This window comes from Burkholderia sp. Ax-1724, from assembly GCF_011752995.1.
Classification (GTDB): domain Bacteria; phylum Pseudomonadota; class Gammaproteobacteria; order Burkholderiales; family Burkholderiaceae; genus Paraburkholderia.
In genome coordinates, this window is sequence record NZ_VWWL01000001.1 from 180,376 (window position 1) to 197,919 (window position 17,544).

The 17,544-nt window shown below is 65.1% G+C and carries 13 protein-coding genes; 6 read left to right on the forward strand and 7 right to left on the reverse strand.

The annotated features are described in order from the left end of the window. Positions 1-9: 9 nt before the first annotated feature. The gene (locus tag F3J19_RS00790; RefSeq protein WP_167036206.1) at positions 10-1,095 is read right to left on the reverse strand and encodes a GNAT family N-acetyltransferase; all 1,086 of its coding nucleotides are present in this window, start codon (positions 1,093-1,095) and stop codon (positions 10-12) included. Positions 1,096-1,561: 466 nt separating this feature from the next. On the opposite strand from F3J19_RS00790, the gene F3J19_RS00795 reads away from it, so the two are divergent. After that, complete coding sequence (locus F3J19_RS00795) at positions 1,562-2,332, forward strand: hypothetical protein (protein ID WP_167036209.1); 771 nt, start codon at positions 1,562-1,564, stop codon at positions 2,330-2,332. 22 nt (positions 2,333-2,354) lie between these two features. Here the strand turns inward: F3J19_RS00795 and F3J19_RS00800 are convergent, their stop codons facing one another. Continuing rightward, the gene (locus F3J19_RS00800; protein ID WP_167036212.1) at positions 2,355-3,572 is read right to left on the reverse strand and encodes a hypothetical protein; all 1,218 of its coding nucleotides are present in this window, start codon (positions 3,570-3,572) and stop codon (positions 2,355-2,357) included. A gap of 853 nt (positions 3,573-4,425) precedes the next feature. Beyond that, on the reverse strand, positions 4,426-5,637 hold the full coding sequence (locus tag F3J19_RS00805; protein ID WP_167036215.1) for an MFS transporter: 1,212 nt from the start codon (positions 5,635-5,637) through the stop codon (positions 4,426-4,428). Positions 5,638-6,026: 389 nt separating this feature from the next. On the opposite strand from F3J19_RS00805, the gene xdhA reads away from it, so the two are divergent. Genes xdhA through xdhC form a run of 3 tightly spaced genes read left to right on the forward strand, consistent with a single transcriptional unit; the run spans position 6,027 to position 10,643 of the window. Then, positions 6,027-7,544 carry a xanthine dehydrogenase small subunit gene (gene xdhA / locus F3J19_RS00810; protein ID WP_167036218.1) on the forward strand — a complete coding sequence of 506 codons (1,518 nt, stop codon included), beginning with the start codon at positions 6,027-6,029 and terminating at the stop codon, positions 7,542-7,544. A 46-nt stretch (positions 7,545-7,590) separates the two neighbouring features. Then, a complete protein-coding gene (gene xdhB / locus F3J19_RS00815; RefSeq protein WP_167036221.1) occupies positions 7,591-9,966 on the forward strand; it encodes a xanthine dehydrogenase molybdopterin binding subunit in 2,376 nt (791 codons plus the stop codon). A 23-nt stretch (positions 9,967-9,989) separates the two neighbouring features. After that, positions 9,990-10,643, forward strand: a complete 654-nt coding sequence (xdhC, locus tag F3J19_RS00820) for a xanthine dehydrogenase accessory protein XdhC (protein WP_240158605.1) — start codon at positions 9,990-9,992, stop codon at positions 10,641-10,643. An 89-nt stretch (positions 10,644-10,732) separates the two neighbouring features. Here xdhC and F3J19_RS00825 read toward each other — a convergent pair whose 3' ends face one another. From F3J19_RS00825 to F3J19_RS00835, 3 genes are all read right to left on the reverse strand, one after another. Then, entirely contained in the window at positions 10,733-11,812 is a 1,080-nt protein-coding gene (locus tag F3J19_RS00825) for a LysR substrate-binding domain-containing protein (protein WP_240158606.1), read from the reverse strand. A 335-nt stretch (positions 11,813-12,147) separates the two neighbouring features. Next, on the reverse strand, positions 12,148-12,807 hold the full coding sequence (locus F3J19_RS00830) for a 2-hydroxychromene-2-carboxylate isomerase (protein WP_167036224.1): 660 nt from the start codon (positions 12,805-12,807) through the stop codon (positions 12,148-12,150). Between the two features lie 221 nt (positions 12,808-13,028). Further along, positions 13,029-14,597 (reverse strand): TAXI family TRAP transporter solute-binding subunit, encoded by a 1,569-nt coding sequence (locus tag F3J19_RS00835; protein WP_167036227.1) that lies wholly within the window; start codon positions 14,595-14,597, stop codon positions 13,029-13,031. 738 nt (positions 14,598-15,335) lie between these two features. Here F3J19_RS00835 and F3J19_RS00840 point away from each other — a divergent pair. After that, a complete protein-coding gene (locus tag F3J19_RS00840) occupies positions 15,336-15,686 on the forward strand; it encodes a BON domain-containing protein (RefSeq protein WP_167036230.1) in 351 nt (116 codons plus the stop codon). Positions 15,687-16,004: 318 nt separating this feature from the next. Then, complete coding sequence (locus tag F3J19_RS00845) at positions 16,005-16,253, forward strand: hypothetical protein (RefSeq protein ID WP_167036233.1); 249 nt, start codon at positions 16,005-16,007, stop codon at positions 16,251-16,253. A gap of 21 nt (positions 16,254-16,274) precedes the next feature. On the opposite strand, the gene F3J19_RS00850 is transcribed toward F3J19_RS00845, so the two are convergent. Next, positions 16,275-17,063: a sulfite exporter TauE/SafE family protein gene (locus F3J19_RS00850; RefSeq protein WP_167036236.1), complete on the reverse strand. Its 789-nt coding sequence runs from the start codon at positions 17,061-17,063 to the stop codon at positions 16,275-16,277. Positions 17,064-17,544 lie beyond the last annotated feature (481 nt).

Here is a 17,544-nt window from a genome sequence, read left to right on the forward strand (position 1 = left end):
CGCCGGGTGTCAGTTCTCGGGCGCCGCGCCGGCGCCTTTTGCCCGTTGCAGCCGGTTTGCCGTCGTTTCGACCATTGACTGCGTGTTTCGATAAAGGCGGCGAAACGTCGCGTAGCTGGGTTGCAGCCGGCGTATCTCGAAGCGGCGCACCAGCTTTCCGCCAAATCCGGACAGGAAGGTGAGGATTCCCTGGCTTGAGACCCCATCGAAATCGAATACCAGCTGCCGTTCATGCGCCAGCCGGATGGCTGACCAGATGAGAAGGCTGACCGCACCGCCATGCGTATCCTGTCTGCGGGAGCACAGCAAATAATAGAGCGCGGTGTCGTCGAACACGACGGCAATCGCGGCCTGCAATACGCCGTCCTTGCTGTAGCAGCCCAGCATCTTGCCCGCGTCGCGCCCGACGGCCTGAGCAAGCAGCGCTCTCATGACCGCCGAGCCGTAAATATTGCGTTGTTGACGCGCCGCGAGATTGGCGTCGTAGAAGCGGACGAATTCATCGGCGTCGAGTATTTCCTTGACGCTCAACTGTTCCGAAGCGCGGCGAATCACATTACGCGTATTCGCGCGCATGCGAGCCCAAACCTCCGGCTCGGTTTGTTGCGGAAAAATTCTCAGCGTGAAGTTGACGAGTACCGTGAAGCGGTTAAAGGTAAAGGCAATCGCTTCCGCTTCCGAAACATCCGGGTCCAGCAACTGCTCGAACAGATCGCAGCCAGGTAGCTGCCGTATCAGCTTGTCGCAGACGTTGAAGCGGTGCCGCCATTCATCTTCGGCATGACCGGTTGACGATCTGATGACGGGGCCGAGGCAGCGAGTGAGCGGTGGCATTTCGGAGACTTTCCAGAACCCCTTTTTAACGAGCGTATAGGGCATTTCGCCGATGACCTCGTTATTCTCCACGACTTTGACGAGATGCCAATTGCCGCCTGTGGCGATGTCGAGCCACCACGGTTCGTGAAAGATCGAGTGTCCAATGAAGCTGGGCCGGGATTTCTGAGCGGGCCGGACGATATCGGCTCCGCTTTGCGCGATCCCGGGGTTCATGAAATGCTCAGTTGAGTTGATTAGCGGAAAGCGATCGATAGCCATTGGGTGCTGTGCTCACTTGTGCGGTTTACGAACAGCGAATCCAATACATGTCTGGAAGTTCACACGCGCCACGCCAGGCTTCGGACATGGATTCTATTTGTCGTGCTCCTCATTTCTTCTTGTCGGAGACGTAGCGGAATGACTGCGTGAATTCTATTACGTTTGCCTGTCATAAAGAGTGCGGAATCGCACGATGGAATGGAGGAATAGCGCACTGGGAAGCGACACCTTATTTAAGCATTCCAGATGGAAATGCGGCGCGTGGATTCATTTCACGCGTACACCTCAGCTAGTTCGCCTGCGAGCGGGCAGGCGCCGTGCAACAACCCAATAAAAGGTGGCGGTCCGGTAGTTATTGATCTAACGTCTGATCGAGGCAGGTTGGCCGTACGCTCATGCGGCGGTGGAGGGCGTCCTTGTGAGTTCGCGTTGGAAGATGTCTGCTGTTCGATTCGGGTAAATCGACATGAAAAAGAGTCTGAAGTTTGCCGCCTGTGTGCTTCTGCTCGTCGTGGTGAGAGCATCGGGGCAGTCGGCAGTTGCGTTGCAGTCGAGCATTGTCGACGCGGTCCAGCAGATGCACATGCCGAACGAGGGTAGGCCAAGCGGTGTGCCGCCGTCATACAGCTGGCAGACTCAACCGGTCGTCCAGGCCGGTAACAGCCCTCCGGCCGGATTCCATGCGATCACAGGATGGGGGCAGATATTTCTCGTTGCCGGAGCCGCGCCGGTGTCGCTAAACGTGTCGCTGAGAAATTTTCGCACCTATCTGCTCAGCACATCCGGCAAGCTGCAGTTGATTCAGTCCACCAATACGCTGGATGGCGCGCAATTCAATCCGGACTACCAGGGCAACATCAATATCCCGGCGGATATCCGTCTGGATTCGGGCGGTTACACGTCGGTCATGACGAATCCCAAGGCGGCATTCCATTTCTGGCCAACGGCCGGCAAGGTGAATTTCGATTCGAGCAATCTCGCGGGCATCCTGGTGGCGGTCGAGGCTCGAATCAATCCGGCGACAGGACAAACCGCCGCGGAGGTCGACAATCGATACGTGCTGTCGGTCGGCGCGGATTACTGGGCGGGCGTCAATTCCGTGTGGGACAACTATCGCAGCAGTGCCGGCGTTGCCGTGGGACGGTTCCAGTTTCTGACCACCGAATGGCAATGCTTCACGATGACGACGATTTTCGCGCGCAATCGGACGGCACAGACAACGCTTTTCTCGTGTTAGCAGGCCTCGAAGCCGGGCCGCATCAAAGGTTCGGGCCGGAGAGCGAATTCGACGAGGACGTCTTGCCTATTTTGCCGGTGCGATAGGCGTTCTGGCCATAAATGACACACCAGAAGACGAGAAGCGCCACCGCGTTTGCCGTGAACGGCGCATACATGATCCAGATTCTGGGCATGATGAATGGCGACACCGCAATGGCAAGCAGCGTCATGGCCTGCTTGATCAGAATCAGCCGATACCGGCGCGCGGCAATGAACCAGGTGTTCAGCCCGTCGTCGGCGAACATCACGATCGAGCAACCGGCGGCGTAGATCATCACAGGCGCGCCGGCCACGAATTTCGGGCCGTAGATCAGAAGAAACACCGCCGGTCCCACGAACAGGCTGCATACGAAAGCGACGGCCGCGAGCGCGCTCAGATAAACCCCGAGCCGGAGCGCTTTCTGGCGAAGCTGTGCTTCATTTCTCGCGATGAACACCATGCTGGGTGCGAGCGCGAGAGAGAGCGCCGCGCCGACGGAATTCCACTGCTCGACGAGCGAGGCTGCTGCCGCGTAGATACCCAGATCGGCTTTCGACATCAGCATGCCGAGCAGAACGCGGTCTATTCTCAGGATCAGGATGCCCGCGGCGACGGCCGGCCAGAATTTGAGCCCGCGCGTTACCAATGTTTTCGTCACGACTGTATCGCCGAGAAGCGACTTCGGTGTACTGAGCGCTAACTTGCGATAGCGGCGAAATGGCCCGGCCGCGGCCACGATGGCCTCGATGGGCCACGCGATCGAGGCAAACAGCGCGCCGGCCGAAAGGTGAGCGGCGAGAAACAGCCACAGTACCCGGACGCCGCTTGCCAGCGTCTTGGCGCGGGTGATGATCCATGGGCTTTTTTCGGCGTAGGCCATCAGCGAGCCGAGTGCGATCGGTTCCACGATGAGCAGGAAGCTTGCCACGATGGCGAGTTCGGCGCCGGCCCGCGCCATCAGGAACCATGCGCCCACGCAAAAGATCAGCATGACGCCGAGTGTCGAAAAGAGGCGCAGACGGAACGCGCGATAAAACACGATATGGCGCAGCCGCGGATGTTTGCCGAAGATCGGCGCGACGGATTGCGCGCTGAACAGAAGGGCGGTGCTTCCGACCACCGCCGCTAGCGACAACGCGAATTGCAATTCGCCGAACAGGCGCGCGCCGTAGATATTGGCAAAAAGATGATTGCTGGCGATCGCCGCGAGTGTTCCCACGACTTTTTCGCACAATACGCCTGTAAGCGACGAGAAAAGGAGGCGACCTAATGGTTTCACGATACCTCTTCAACCTGTACGTCGTGAAAGCGTGTTGCGTGAAATGAGCCGGACGCGATCGGAGGGAATCCGGCGCAAGGAAGCGAAATCACGTCATCCGTTTTCATTCTTCGTACCGGTTGAGTTTGACCTTCGCGCTCTGTGTATCGGAGGAGCGGGGGTGTGTTAAATCCGATGAGTCGGTCTTCTGACTGGTGAGTGCTCGTGTTGCTCGATACTTCCTTTCAGGAAGCGAGTAGAGATAGGCCGCCAATGAAATGTGGTCCTGTCCGAATTGCGCGATTGTTCCGGACAGGCAAGCGGATTGCGCAACGTTGAATGTGTCTCGTGTTTCAGTCAGTTTCGTGCGGGAACCGGTGCGCAATAGTTCATGACGGTCCGGGCAGGGCCCGTGTCACGCAAACGCAATCGGGAGATACAGACAGCCAGGGGAACTGCCCGTTCGATCCTGCACGGGCAGATACGCGAGACCTATGGCTTTATAGCGTGAGAGTTTGAACGGGAACGTGTCCTGTCGCACATTCCGCCATGACATTCAAAATCTCTAAATTACGCTGTATTGGGCAGACCTGAGAAATGACGCGAATCGGCAGATCGACCGGAGCTTTGACTCTTATGTCGTGGTAACGCGTCGGTCTGGAAATTTCTGCTGGTTTGCGCTGCGGGCGCTATGAGCGGGTTGGAGGTGCTGTGCGAAGCCGGGAGGAACTACTGATCCTGGAGCGCCGGCGGGACGAATACGAACGTCCTGGCCGGCTCGATCGAAACGCATCGATAGCGGGGGAGCGAGGACTCACTGCACTGCGGACAGATTCCCCACCTTCGCATTCCGCAAATACAGCACCGTCGACAACACCACCGCCGCGGCCGCGGCCGCCGCCGCGAACAGAAATACCGAGCCATAGCCGAACTCGCCCGCGATATACCCGGCCAACGGCCCGGTAATGCCGAGCGACAGATCGAGAAACACCGAATACGCCGACAGCGCCGCGCCGCGGCTCGCGGGCGGCACGAGTCCGACCGCCTCGACGCCGAGCGCCGGGAACACGAGCGCGAAGCCGAAGCCGGTCAGCGCGGCGCCCGCGAGCGCGACGTGCGGCTCGGGCGCGAGCCACAGCATCAGGAGACCCGCGCACTCGAACACGAACGACGCAATCGCGACGCGGAATCCGCCGTAGGTCTTGATCGTGTTCGCGAACAGCAGACGCGCGCCGATAAACAGCGTGCCGAACAGCGTCAGCGAGAGTGCCGCATTCGGCCAGTGCCGCGCCGCATAGAACAGCGTGATGAAGGTCGCGATCGAGCCGAAGCCGGCCGAGCCGAGCGCGAGGCCGATGCCGTGCGGCAGCACGCGCGTGAACACGCTGCGGTACGACATCCGCTCGCCGTGGACCAGCGGCACCGGCGCGATCAGCCGCGCGACGTAGTAGCCGAGCGCCGCGAGCGCGATCACCAGAATGCCGAGCGTGGTAAAGCCGATGGCATGCGAAATCGCCACGCCGAGCGGCGCGCCGATCGCGAGCGCGCCGTAGGTCGCAATGCCGTTCCACGAAATCACGCGCGCGTTGTTGGCCGTGCCCACCCGGCCGATGCCCCACAGAATCGCGCCGGTGCCGCACAGGCTCTCGCCGAAACCGAGCACGAGGCGGCCGCAGACGAGCAGCGCGAGGCTCAGCACCGGCCAGTGGCTCGTCAGCGCCGCGAGCAGCAGGAACACGCCGCTTGCGCCACAGCCGAGCAGCCCGATCGACACCGTGCGCTTCGGCCCGAGCGTGTCGGCCGAGCGGCCCGCGAGCGGCCGCGAGGCGAGCGTCGCGATGTATTGCACGCTGATCGCCGCGCCCGCCAGCACCGCGCTATAGCCGAGGTCGTCGTGCACGTAGCCGGGCAGCACCGCGAGCGGAATGCCGATCGTCAGATAGCAAAGGAAGGTGAAAAAAACGACCGGAATGATCTGCAGGGTCGTCGCAAATTCGCTGCGGTTGGGCGCGGAGTCGGTGGACATCGGGAAAACGAGACTTGAAATCGGCGGGAAGGCGTGATTCTCCCATGGAACCGATCCCCTTGCAGAGTTTGCTCAAAAATCGGTCAGATCGACCGGCCTGCCGGATTCATATAAAGGTCCGTTTTGCCGTGCCGGCGTGGGCTTGCAGGGGCTGCGAGCCGGCACCTGTCGTTACCCTGAGTGGCAATAAATCAATAAAAAATATACAAAAGTGGCAAAAATACATTGCCAACATAAGCACGGTGCCACGCAAATTCATCCCGATATCGTCTTGCGGATATGTCCCGCATGCGAATCGCGCTATGGGTTGCCTTTATTGACGGTGATAGTTTTCGAATCATCGCCGTGGCGCGTGCGCGCGGGCACCCAACAGAAGAGAGCAACGAGACATGACTGAGCCGATCCGCTTCTATCACCGCAACGCGATCCGCGAGATCAAAGACGCGCCCGTCACCCGCACGGTGTTGCAGTATCTGCGCGAGGACGCGCATTGCACCGGCACCAAGGAAGGCTGCGCGGAGGGCGACTGCGGCGCCTGCACGGTCGTGATCGGCGAGCGCAACGCGGCGGGCGGCGTCGACTTCAAGGCGGTCAACGCCTGCATCCAGTTCGTGCCGACGCTCGACGGCCGCGCGCTCTTCACGGTCGAAGACCTGCGTCAGCCGGACGGCGCGCTGCATCCGGTGCAGCAGGCGATGGTCGATTGCCACGGTTCGCAGTGCGGCTTCTGCACGCCGGGCTTCATCATGTCGATGTGGGCGCTCTACGAGAAGCACGGCCACGAACAGGGCTGCGCGAATCGCTCCGTGCCGTCGCGCGAGGCGATCGGCAATGCGCTCACGGGCAATCTGTGCCGCTGCACCGGCTACCGGCCGATCGTCGATGCGGCCGAGCGCATGTTCGAGGCGCCTGCGCCGAAAGCGCCGGTCGACGTGAAGGCGCTGGCCGCCGCGCTGGCATCGATCGAGCGCAGCGAGACGTTCCGCTACGAGCACGCCGGCCAGCAATTCGCCGCGCCGCGCACGGTTGCGGCGCTCGCGCAGATCAAGGAACAGGCGCCGGCCGCGCGCATTCTCGCGGGCAGCACCGACATCGGCCTGTGGGTCACCAAGCAGATGCGCGAGCTCGGCAACCTCGTCTATGTCGGGCAGATCGCCGAGCTGCAAAAGCTCGCAACCGGCGACGACTGGATCGAAATCGGCGCGGGTGTCAGCGTCGAAAAAGCGTATGCGGAGATCGCGAAGCAGTATCCGGAGCTGACCGAAATGTGGCAGCGCTTCGCCTCGCTGCCGATCCGCAATGCCGGCACGCTCGGCGGCAATATCGCCAACGGCTCGCCGATCGGCGATTCGATGCCGGGCCTGATCGCGCTCGGCGCGCGCGTGATCGTGCGCGGCGGCGAGATCGAGCGCGAGATGCCGCTCGAAGACCTGTACCTCGCCTATCAGAAGAAGGACATGGCCGAGCACGAGTTCGTGGTCGGCCTGAAGGTGCCGACGCGCGGCGGCGCGCGCGCGAACCTGCGCTTTCGCACCTACAAGCTCTCGAAGCGTTTCGATTCGGATATCTCGGCTGTCTGCGCGGCGTTCTCGTTCATCGCCGATGGCGACGTGATCCGCGAGCCGCGCATCGCGTTCGGCGGCATGGCCGCGACGCCGAAGCGCGCGCTCCATGCCGAAGCCGTGCTGCGCGATGCCGAATGGCACGAGGCGACCGCGCAGGCCGCGATGCTCGCGCTCGGCAACGACTATGCGCCGCTCACCGATATGCGCGCGACCAGCGACTATCGCCTCGAAGCGGCGAAGAACACGCTGTACCGCTTCTGGCTCGAAACGCGCACGAATCGTCCGCTGCCGAAGAACGCGCTCGACGTGCGCGCGGTCGCGCCGGCCGGCGCGAGTGCTTGAGCCCGGCGAGCCCAACGCGCGCTTAAGAAATACGGAGAACACCACAATGAACCAGCAAGCCGAACCGTTCCTGAACGAGCTTCAGGACCTCGACGACTTCACCCAGGTCCACGTCTCGCGTCCGCATGAATCGGCGCATCTGCACGTGAGCGGCCGCGCGACCTATACCGACGATATCCCCGAACTGGCCGGCACGCTGCACGCGGCGCTCGGGCTCTCGGCGAAGGCGCACGCGAAGCTCGTATCGATCTCGCTCGACAAGGTGCGCGCGACGCCCGGCGTGGTCGCGGTCTTTACCGCCGACGACATCCCCGGCGTCAACGACGTCGGCCCGATCGTCCATGGCGACGATCCGATTCTCGCCAACGGTGTCGTGCAATACGTCGGCCAGCCGATCTTTATCGTGGTCGCGACCTCGCACGAGGCGGCGCGGCTCGGCGCGCGCCGCGCCGAGGTGGTCTACGAGGAGCTGCCGGCGGTGCTGACCGCGCAGCAGGCGCGTGCCGCGAACCAGTTCGTGCTGCCGCCGATGAAGCTCGCGCGCGGCGATGCCGGCACGAGGATCGCGCGTGCCGCGCGTCGCGAGGCCGGCGAGATGCTGCTCGGCGGCCAGGAGCAGTTCTATCTCGAAGGGCAGATTTCGTACGCGGTGCCGAAGGACGACGACGGCATGCACGTCTACTGCTCGACGCAGCATCCGACCGAAATGCAGCACCTCGTCGCGCATGCGCTCGGCGTTGCTTCGCATAACGTATTGATCGAATGCCGGCGCATGGGCGGCGGCTTCGGCGGCAAGGAATCGCAGTCGGCGCTGTTCGCCTGCTGCGCGGCACTCGCCGCGTGGAAGCTGCTGTGCCCGGTCAAACTGCGCCCGGACCGCGACGACGACATGATGGTCACCGGCAAGCGCCACGATTTCCACTACACATACGAAGTGGGCTACGACGAAGAGGGCGTGATCGACGGCGTCGCGGTCGACATGACTTCGCGCTGCGGCTTTTCCGCCGATCTGTCCGGCCCGGTGATGACGCGCGCGCTGTGCCACTTCGACAATGCGTACTGGCTCTCCGACGTGTCGATCGACGGCTTCTGCGGCAAGACCAACACGCAGTCGAACACGGCGTTTCGCGGCTTCGGCGGCCCGCAGGGCGCGTTCGCGATCGAGTACATCATCGACAACGTCGCGCGCTCGGTCGGCCTCGATGCGCTCGACGTGCGCCGCCGCAATCTGTACGGCAAGACCGAGCGCAACCAGACGCCGTACGGCCAGGTGGTCGAAGACAACGTGATTCACGAGTTGATCGACGAGCTCGAAGCGACGAGCGATTACCGCGCGCGCCGCAAGGAGATCGACGAGTTCAACGCGAACAACGAGGTCCTGAAGAAAGGGCTTGCGCTGACGCCGGTCAAGTTCGGCATCGCGTTCAACGTCACGCACTTCAACCAGGCCGGCGCACTCGTACACATCTATACCGATGGCTCGGTGCTCGTGAATCATGGCGGCACCGAAATGGGCCAGGGACTCAACACGAAGGTCGCGCAGGTCGTCGCGCATGAACTAGGCGTGGGCTTCAACCGCATTCGCGTGACCGCGACCGATACGAGCAAGGTCGCCAATACGTCGGCGACGGCGGCTTCGACCGGTTCCGATCTGAACGGCAAGGCCGCCCAGGACGCCGCGCACCAGCTGCGCGAACGGCTTGCTGCGTTCGCCGCCGACCGCTACGGCGCGGGCCGCGTCAACGCATCGGACGTGCGCTTCGTGCACGACCGCCTGGTGGTGGGCGACGTGGCCGTGCCGTTCGAGGAAGTGGTCGCGAAGGCTTACCTCGCGCGCATTCAGTTGTGGTCCGACGGTTTCTACGCGACGCCCAAGCTCTACTGGGATCAGTCGAAACTGCAGGGCCGGCCGTTCTATTACTACTCGTACGGCGCGGCGGTGTCGGAAGTCGTGATCGACACGCTGACCGGCGAGATGCGTGTGCTGCGCGCCGATGCGCTGCACGACGTGGGCGCGTCGCTGAATCCGGCGCTCGACGTGGGCCAGGTGGAAGGCGCGTTCATTCAGGGCATGGGCTGGCTTACCACTGAGGAGTTGTGGTGGAACGCGGGCGGCAAGCTGATGACGCATGCGCCGTCGACCTACAAGATTCCGACCGTCAACGACGTGCCGCCGGTTTTCAACGTTCGGCTCTTCAAGAACCGTAATGTCGAGGACAGCATCCATCGTTCGAAGGCGACCGGCGAGCCCCCGTTGCTGCTGCCGTTCTCGGTGTTCTTCGCGGTGCGCGACGCGGTCTCGGCGGTCGGCGGCCACCAGGTCAATCCGCCGCTCAATGCGCCCGCGACCAGCGAGGAAATCCTCAAGGCAGTGGGCGTGGTGCGTGCTGCTACCACGGCCGCGCGGCAGGTGTCACAGTGAGTGTCGAGTTGCGGGAGCGCAGTATGGAAGCATGCCTCACTCATCTCGTGCGCGGCACGAGCGCACCGGGCGACGGCTCGGCAGTGCGGATCGGCCGGCGCTGCGCCGCGTCGGAGCTTGAACCGCGACCGGCGCCGATGCATATCGTGCTGTTCGGCGCGGGGCACGTCGGGCATGCGCTCGTGAAGCTGCTCGGCAGTCTGCCGTGCGTGGTGCAGTGGGTCGATGAACGCGACGAACTGTTCCCCGACGAAACGCCGCCCAACGTGCAGATCGAGGCGACCGACACGCCCGAGGCGATCGTCGACGCGGCGCCGCCCGGTGCCTGGTTTCTCGTGATGACGCACAACCATGCGCTCGATTTTTCGCTCGCGGCGCGCATCATGCGGCGGCGCGATTTCAGCTACTTCGGCATGATCGGCTCGAAGACGAAGCGCGTGAAATTCGAGCGGCGTCTGCTCGATCGCGGCGTCGAGCTCGAGCGGCTCGTGGAGATGACGTGTCCGATCGGCGTCGAGGGGATCGTCGATAAAGCGCCGGCGGCGATTGCGATTGCCGTGTGCGCGCAGTTGCTGCGGTTGAGGACGCAGCGGGCTACCGCGGCACCGGTTGACGGGCAGGTGCGGATTCGCGACGCGGATGTTAGCGAGCGGGCCGTCGTGCCGGCCACGGCGTAAAGCAGGGCACCGTTACGGCAAGACCACGGCACGGTCGCGGCACGATGACGGCGCAAGGAGTTTGCGCGAGCGTTCGATGAGGCCGGCGTTTATGCGCCGGCCTCATCGCTTTTTTGCGGCGGCGTTTTCGCCTGGGCTGTCGCGCGGCCTTTCGTCTCGGCTTCCGTGCGTGCTTCTGTCCGCACTTCCGTCGCCACGGCCGTGCGCACCCTCGGCGACCCCGGCTTCGCGCGCGGCATTTTCCGCGCGACCAGTTCATCCGATACCCCGGACATCAACGTTCTCAGCCAGCCGACGTCGCTCGGCCGATCCGGCTGCGGATGCCAGAGCTGATAGCACCGGATGCGCGGAAACGCGATCGGCACCTCGACGACCGCGAGCGGCAGCATGCTCGCGTAGTGCATCGCGAAGCGGCGCGTCGTCGTGAAGATCAGGTCCGATTGCAGCAGCGTTTGCGGCACGAGCCCGAAGTAGGGCAGCGTCGCGACGATGCGCCGCTCGGCGCGTGCTCGCGCGAAGCCGGTGTCGATCGCGCCGCCGCGCGCGCCGCTATACGGCGTCGGCGCGAGATGCGGCGCGGCCAGATACGCTTCGCGCGTGAGCGGCGCGCGCGTCAACGGATGATCGGCGCGCATCATGCACACGACGGTATCGGCGAACAGGTCGCTGCGCTCGAAGCGCGGATCGGGCTTCGGCCAGTTGCCGATCACGAGATCGAGTTCGCCGGCGTCGAGCGCGGCCGCATGATCGAGCAGCGGTCCCAGCGATTCGATTTCGAGCCGCGCGTGCGGTGCCGCTTCGCGAAACCGCGCGATCACGGTCGGCATGAAGAAGTCGTTCAGATAATCGGGCGCGGCGACGCGAAAGGTGCGGCGCGAGCGGCCCGGATCGAAGTCGCCGTGCGGCGTGGCGACGAAATCGACGTCGCGTAGCACGCGTTGCGCGGCCGCGAGCAGCGACTCGCCGTATTCGGTCGGCACCATGCCCGACTTGCCGCGCACCAGAATCGGATCGCCGAGCGTTTCGCGCAGCTTGCGCAGCGCGGTGCTGATCGCGGGCTGGGTCTGGTTCAGACGCTGCGCGGTCTGCGTGACGCTGCGCTCGACGAGCAGCGTGCGCAGCACGCGCACGAGCCAGATATCGAGTGAGGCGGCGGCGGTGTCGTCCATGATGAAAGCGTGGCGCGGGCGGTCCGGGGCGGCGTGAAGCATGATGCGGGGGCCGTCCGCCGCGCGGCGCGTGCGTGAATACGAAGGTTATAACCTTAGGCCCGTTTGCGGGTGAGCGGCATAGCGGGCGCGGTATGGCGGGCATCAGCGCAGCGGGTTGCCGTGGTGGCTTCGCGCGAACTGAGGCAGGCAGCAAAGCCGCGATGCCGTGACGCCGGTGTGGAAGCGGGAAGCCGGCACCCGAACCTCCTGAGGCTTGCAATGCGACTCACCCCATGCCGCCCGCCGGCCGCGCACATGCGTTCATGCCGGCTCATAGGCACACTCGTGCTCGTCTACGTCTTCTCGACCGGCTTGTCCGGCAGCCCCCACGGTAGCGAACTGATCCGCTTCACCTCGCGCGACTCGAGCCAGTTCGGCGTGCGCGCGCAGTACAGCACCATCGGCAGCGCGTCCTCGCCCCAGAACAGCTGGTCGTTCAGACGAAACGTCGGCACGCCGTACACGCCGAGGCTGATCGCGTCGGCGGTATTGCGCTGCAACTGCGCCTTCGCGGCCTCGCTCCGGATCAGTTCGGGGCCGTCCGGCTGGCCGACGCGTGCGCACAGTTCGGCGAAGGCTTCGTCGCTCGACGGATCGCGTCCCTCGCGCCAGATGAAGCGGAAAATCTCGCGCACGAACTGGACGTCGCCGTTCGCGGCCGTGGCGAGCAGCAGCGGTTTCATCGAATCGAACGGATGCGCGGGCGGCATCCTGTACGGAATGCCGAGCTGTTCCGCGCGAAACAGCGCGTGCCGGTACATGAACGTGCGCTTGGCGGGCACGCTGTACGCCGAGCGCTGGCCCCAGTGGCGATACAGATCGTTCAGCACGACCGGCGTGAACGCGAAGTCGAAGCCGGGCCATTTGTCGTGTTGCTCGAGCAACAGGTAGGTGAACGGCGAGACGAAATCGTAGAACCACAGCGGCTGTTGGGCGTCGATGCCAACGGTCATAAATGTCTCCCGGGTACCTGCTTCAGGACGGCGCGGACGGTGCGTCTGCTATTCCGTCGAAATCGTAACGATCTTACGCGGTGCGGCCCGCGCTTGCACCGGTCGATATCCCCTGGTGCAAGCGGGGCGCCGGTTTGCGCGGCTGCGTGCGGTGAACGAGGGGCAAGCCGCGCTGGTGCGAAAGGCATTCGAGGCGCGGGTGGCGCCGGCCTGCCGTGTGTTCAGTCTTTAAGGTCGCCGTCCGCTTCGCCGCTGCCGCGCGGATCTGCGCCGCTCTCCGCGTTCCGGCTCGTGCGGCCGCTGGTGTCGCCGCTGGTGTCGCCGTTTGCGGCACGGCTTGCGCGCTCGTCCGCGGCAACCGTCGGTCCCGTCGCCGGCTCCGTCGCGGCTTGCGCTGTCCGGCCGTCCGCTTCATCCGTGTCGTCGACCTCGTCCAGCACGCCTTGCGTGTCGCGGCTCGCCATGAGCCGCCGCCGCACGAAGCCGATGTGCTCGCGCAGCACGTAGAACTGGTCCGCGTAGGCGAGCGGCATTTTCATGCCGTTGACCGAGTCCTCGATCGTGTCGAGCCGCTCGATCAGCGAGGTGCGCTCGGCGGCCGAATGCTCGCTGAGCGCGCTGCGCTCGATCGCGATCAGCGAGCCGTACCAGCGATAGATGCGCGACTTGACCCGCCATGCGTAAAGCCCCGGCACGACGCGCAGCGCCGGCACGAGCAACACGATCAGCGGCACCACGACCACGAGCAGCCGGTCGGCGAGGCTTGCGATCCAGAACGGCAGCGTCCGGTACAGGAAGCTCTTGCCCGACTTGTAGTAGCGCGCGGCGTCGTCGGAGAGCGGGAAGTCGTGCGCGATCGGCGCGGGGAATTCGCCGGCGTGCTGCATGACCGTCGCGTGGCCGTGCACCTCGCGCGCGGCTTCGATCAGCAGATCGGAGAGAGCGGGATGCAGCGAGTCGCGCGCGACGAACTCGGCGGTCGGCGCGACGATGTTGATCGAGTTCGCCGGCAGGTTTTGGCCGAGGTCCAGCGAACCCATCGGTATCTTCAGCTGGGTCAGATACGGAAAGCGGCGTGTGTACGCGTCGGCCTGCGTGAAATCGTAGAAGCGGATGTTCTGCGTGCGGTAAAGCTTGCCCATCACGGCGGGCTGCGCCGAGTCGCCGGCGAGAAAGGCCGCGTCGATCTTGCCGTCGATCAGCGCGTTGGCGGCTTCGTCGCCCGAGAGCGGCAGCAGCCTGGTCGCCCCGCCCGGCACGATGCCGTTGGCCTTGAGCAGCGCGAGCGCGAGTTCGCGCGTGCCACTGCCTTCGGCGCCGATCGCGAGCCGCTGGCCCTTGAACTCGGAGAGCCACTGCACGGGCGCGCCGCGATAGAAGATCGCGAGCGGCACGTAGGCGACGCTGCCGAGCGACATCAGATCCTTGCCCGCCGTGCCGGGCGTGACGCCGCTCTGCACGAAGCCGACGTCGACGTTCGAATTCGGGTCCGAGAGCCGCTTGAGGTTTTCGAGCGAGCCCTGCGAGTCCAGCACGTTCAGCGTGATGCGGTTGCGCGCGAGGATCGTCTTGTACTTCTGCGCGGCGTTCCAGAACGTGCTGCCGACGGGGCCGGCGCTGATCGTCAGCGTGCTCGGCGGTGCGGGCTGGATGAGCCGCACGGCGGCCCAGATCGCGACGATGGCGAGCAGCACGAGTGGCCCGAACGACACCGCGAGGTCGCGCCACGAGATCGCGACGAAACGGGCGACAAGACGAGGGGGACGGGTGCGGCCGGTGGCTGGCTTCATCGGATCAGGTGGCGGCGGTGGTCGTGAGGGCGAACGTGCGACGGTGTTGCGAAACGGCGAAACGGCGAAACGGCGAAACGGCATCTGGCGGCCGGAGCGGGCGCGGCCCTGTGCAGGCGGGCTGCGGGTCGCCGTCACCACGCGTCGCGCCGATGGTACCTGAGATTCGCGCGACGGCGAAACACGCGGCGCGGCGGTGCGCGGACAAAGCCGTAACAAATCGTGAACTCCACATGCGCTGGATGTGAGCGGCGTCTGAATCGCAAATGGGCCGTTAATGCAACGCAAATCAGCCGCGAGCCAGCAGCAATTGAGCCGCAAATCAGCCGCCTGCGGGCCGTCCGCGCATGGCCTCGCCCGTTCACTTTGCATTCCGGCATCCGCTGTCGCCGCGCCACGCCCGCCACTAAACCCTTTGCGCTTCTGTCCCGGCTAGATTAAATTGTGGATCGCTACCGCGAGCCAACGTTTGCGCGGCGCGATCCCGGCATGGCGGACAAGAACCGGGGGCGCCGGCGAATTTCGCGGTTTGCGGGTTCCCGTTCCGGGTCCGCGCGCCGTCCTGACCGGGCGGCACACGACGGACAGGGCGGCAGCCGGCCTCTCTCGCCTCTTGCGCACCGTGTCGTAGCCTTAACCGGTCGTCGCCGAAGCTCGCTTCGCGCCACGCCGGTTGCCCGTAGTCGTAACGAAACCGCTTGAGATGCGGTCCAATGTGAAATCAAGGAGAAGAGAGCTATGAAAACGGTCGGTGTTCTGAAAACGCTGGGTTCGGTGGTGGCAATGGTGGTGGCGTGCAACGTGTACGCTCAGGCAAGCGCTCCGGCAACGGATTCGACCGCGGCCACAGCCGCCAGCGTCAAGGCCGGCAAGCGCGCGAACCACCAGCTCGGCCGCAAGGTGCGTGCCGCGCTCACGAAGACCCAGGGTCTCGACGTGTCGAACATCGCCGTGCGCGCACGCGGCGGCGCGGTGACGCTGACCGGCTCGGTGCCGAGCCAGGGCCAGATCGATGCGGCCGGTACGGCCGCGAAGGGTGTCGCCGGCGTGACGTCGGTCTCGAACAAGCTGACCGTCATGCAGCAGTAAGCGCCACGGCGCACGCGCGGCGGCTCGCAAGGCCGCGCGTCGCCGGGTGCGGGTTCGTGGACTGCCGCGAACGATCGACGCAGAATACGGCTCCGGCTCATCGCCGGAGCTTTTTTTTCGCCTGCGCCTTTGCCTTCGTCGTTACCGGCCGGTTGCCGATTGTGCGGAAGCGTCGCGAGAACCGGACGACCGGGCTGCCGATCCTGGCGAGCCGCGCGATTGCGCCGCCGTTCTGACTCCGTTCCGGATTGGTGCGCTGCGACACAGTGCTGACGCACGCCGAGGCGTACTGTGACGTCTGGAACGGGAGCCGACGTCATGAAAACCACGCTGTTTCGCTATATCGATCTGCCGATCGGCGATCGGGCCGCTTTCGAGCTCGTGTGCGCGCGCCATGGCTTCGCACCCGCGCATTTCGACATCAGCGCCAGCGTGAGCGCGGACGAGCCCGCGCCCGAGCGTCTCGTCACCGTGCGGCGCGGCGGCTGGGCGCAGTCGTATCCCGATCGTCACGGGCAGTGGATCAGGCAGTTCGACGCCGATCTGACCTGCCGCTATTTCAAGTAGACGCCGCGCCGGCGCTCGGCGTCAGGACAGCACGAGCCTGACGCCGACCAGCGTCAGCGTGGCCGCCAGCAGATTGCGCAGCAGCGCATCCGGCGCCCGCGACGACAGATAGCTGCCGATCGCGATCCCCGGCAGCGAACCCACCAGCAGCGACAGCAGCATCGACCAGTCGACCGAGCCGAGCAGCCAATGGCCCGCGCCCGCGAGCAGCGTCAGCGGCACCGCGTGCGCGATGTCCGAGCCGACGATGCGCGTGGTCGGCAGCAGCGGATACAGCAGCAGCAACACCGTCACGCCGATCGCGCCTGCGCCGACCGAGGTCAGCGACACCAGCACGCCGAGAACCGCGCCCGTGAGCATCGTCAGCGCGAGCGTGCGCCCCTGGCTCGGGGCGCGCTGCTTGCGTGCCCCGAGTGCCGCGAGCTGCGGGCGGAACACGAGCGCGATCGCCGTGATCAGTAGCGCCGTGCCGAGCACGACCTGAATCAGCCGGCTCGCGCCGGGCGTGTCCATGCCGTGCCGATGCAGCAGGATCAGCGTGACCGTGGCCGCCGGCACGCTGCCGGCGGCGAGGCGCAGCGTGATCTGCCAGTCGACGGAGCCCTTCAGTCCGTGCACGAGCGTGCCGGTTGCCTTGGTGGCGGCCGCGTAAAGCAGGTCGGTGCCGACGGCGGTGGCCGGATGCACGTTGAACAGCAGGACGAGGATCGGCGTCATCAGCGAGCCGCCGCCGACGCCCGTCAGCCCGACCAGGAAGCCGACGAACAGGCCGGAGAAAGAGTACAGCAGATCGATGTGGGGAAGTGCCATTGAACGGACAGCTGACTGATCGGTGGTGAAGGGTTGGGCGGCAAGGCCGGCGGGTTCGCCGGGGCGGGGGGCGCAGCTTGTCGGCGGCTTGCCGCATGGCCGCTGCCGGATGCGGTCGCGCTGGCGGTCCCGCCGCCGGCTGATGGCCGGCCGGTGGCTGCCGCACGGCGCCGCGGACCGTGAAGTCGAGGGGGCCGTACCGGTTGCCCGGGCCGCCGCCTGCGCGACGAAAGGCGCTATTGTCGCAAAACTGCCGCTCCCGCGTGCGGGATGTGAGTCCGGGTGTGGGCGGCATGCTGGAGCGGGCGCTGTGCGGCGTGCGGCATGAGGGCGTTGCGAGTTGCGTTCGATGGCGCGCGCAGCGTGCAACGCAGGGGTGTTGCATGCTGCATTGGGCCTGCCCGGAGTGCGGCGCCAAGCGAGTGCGCCTCATGTCGAGCCGGGACCCGCTACCTGCTCGGAGCGCAAGGCGGGTGCCGCG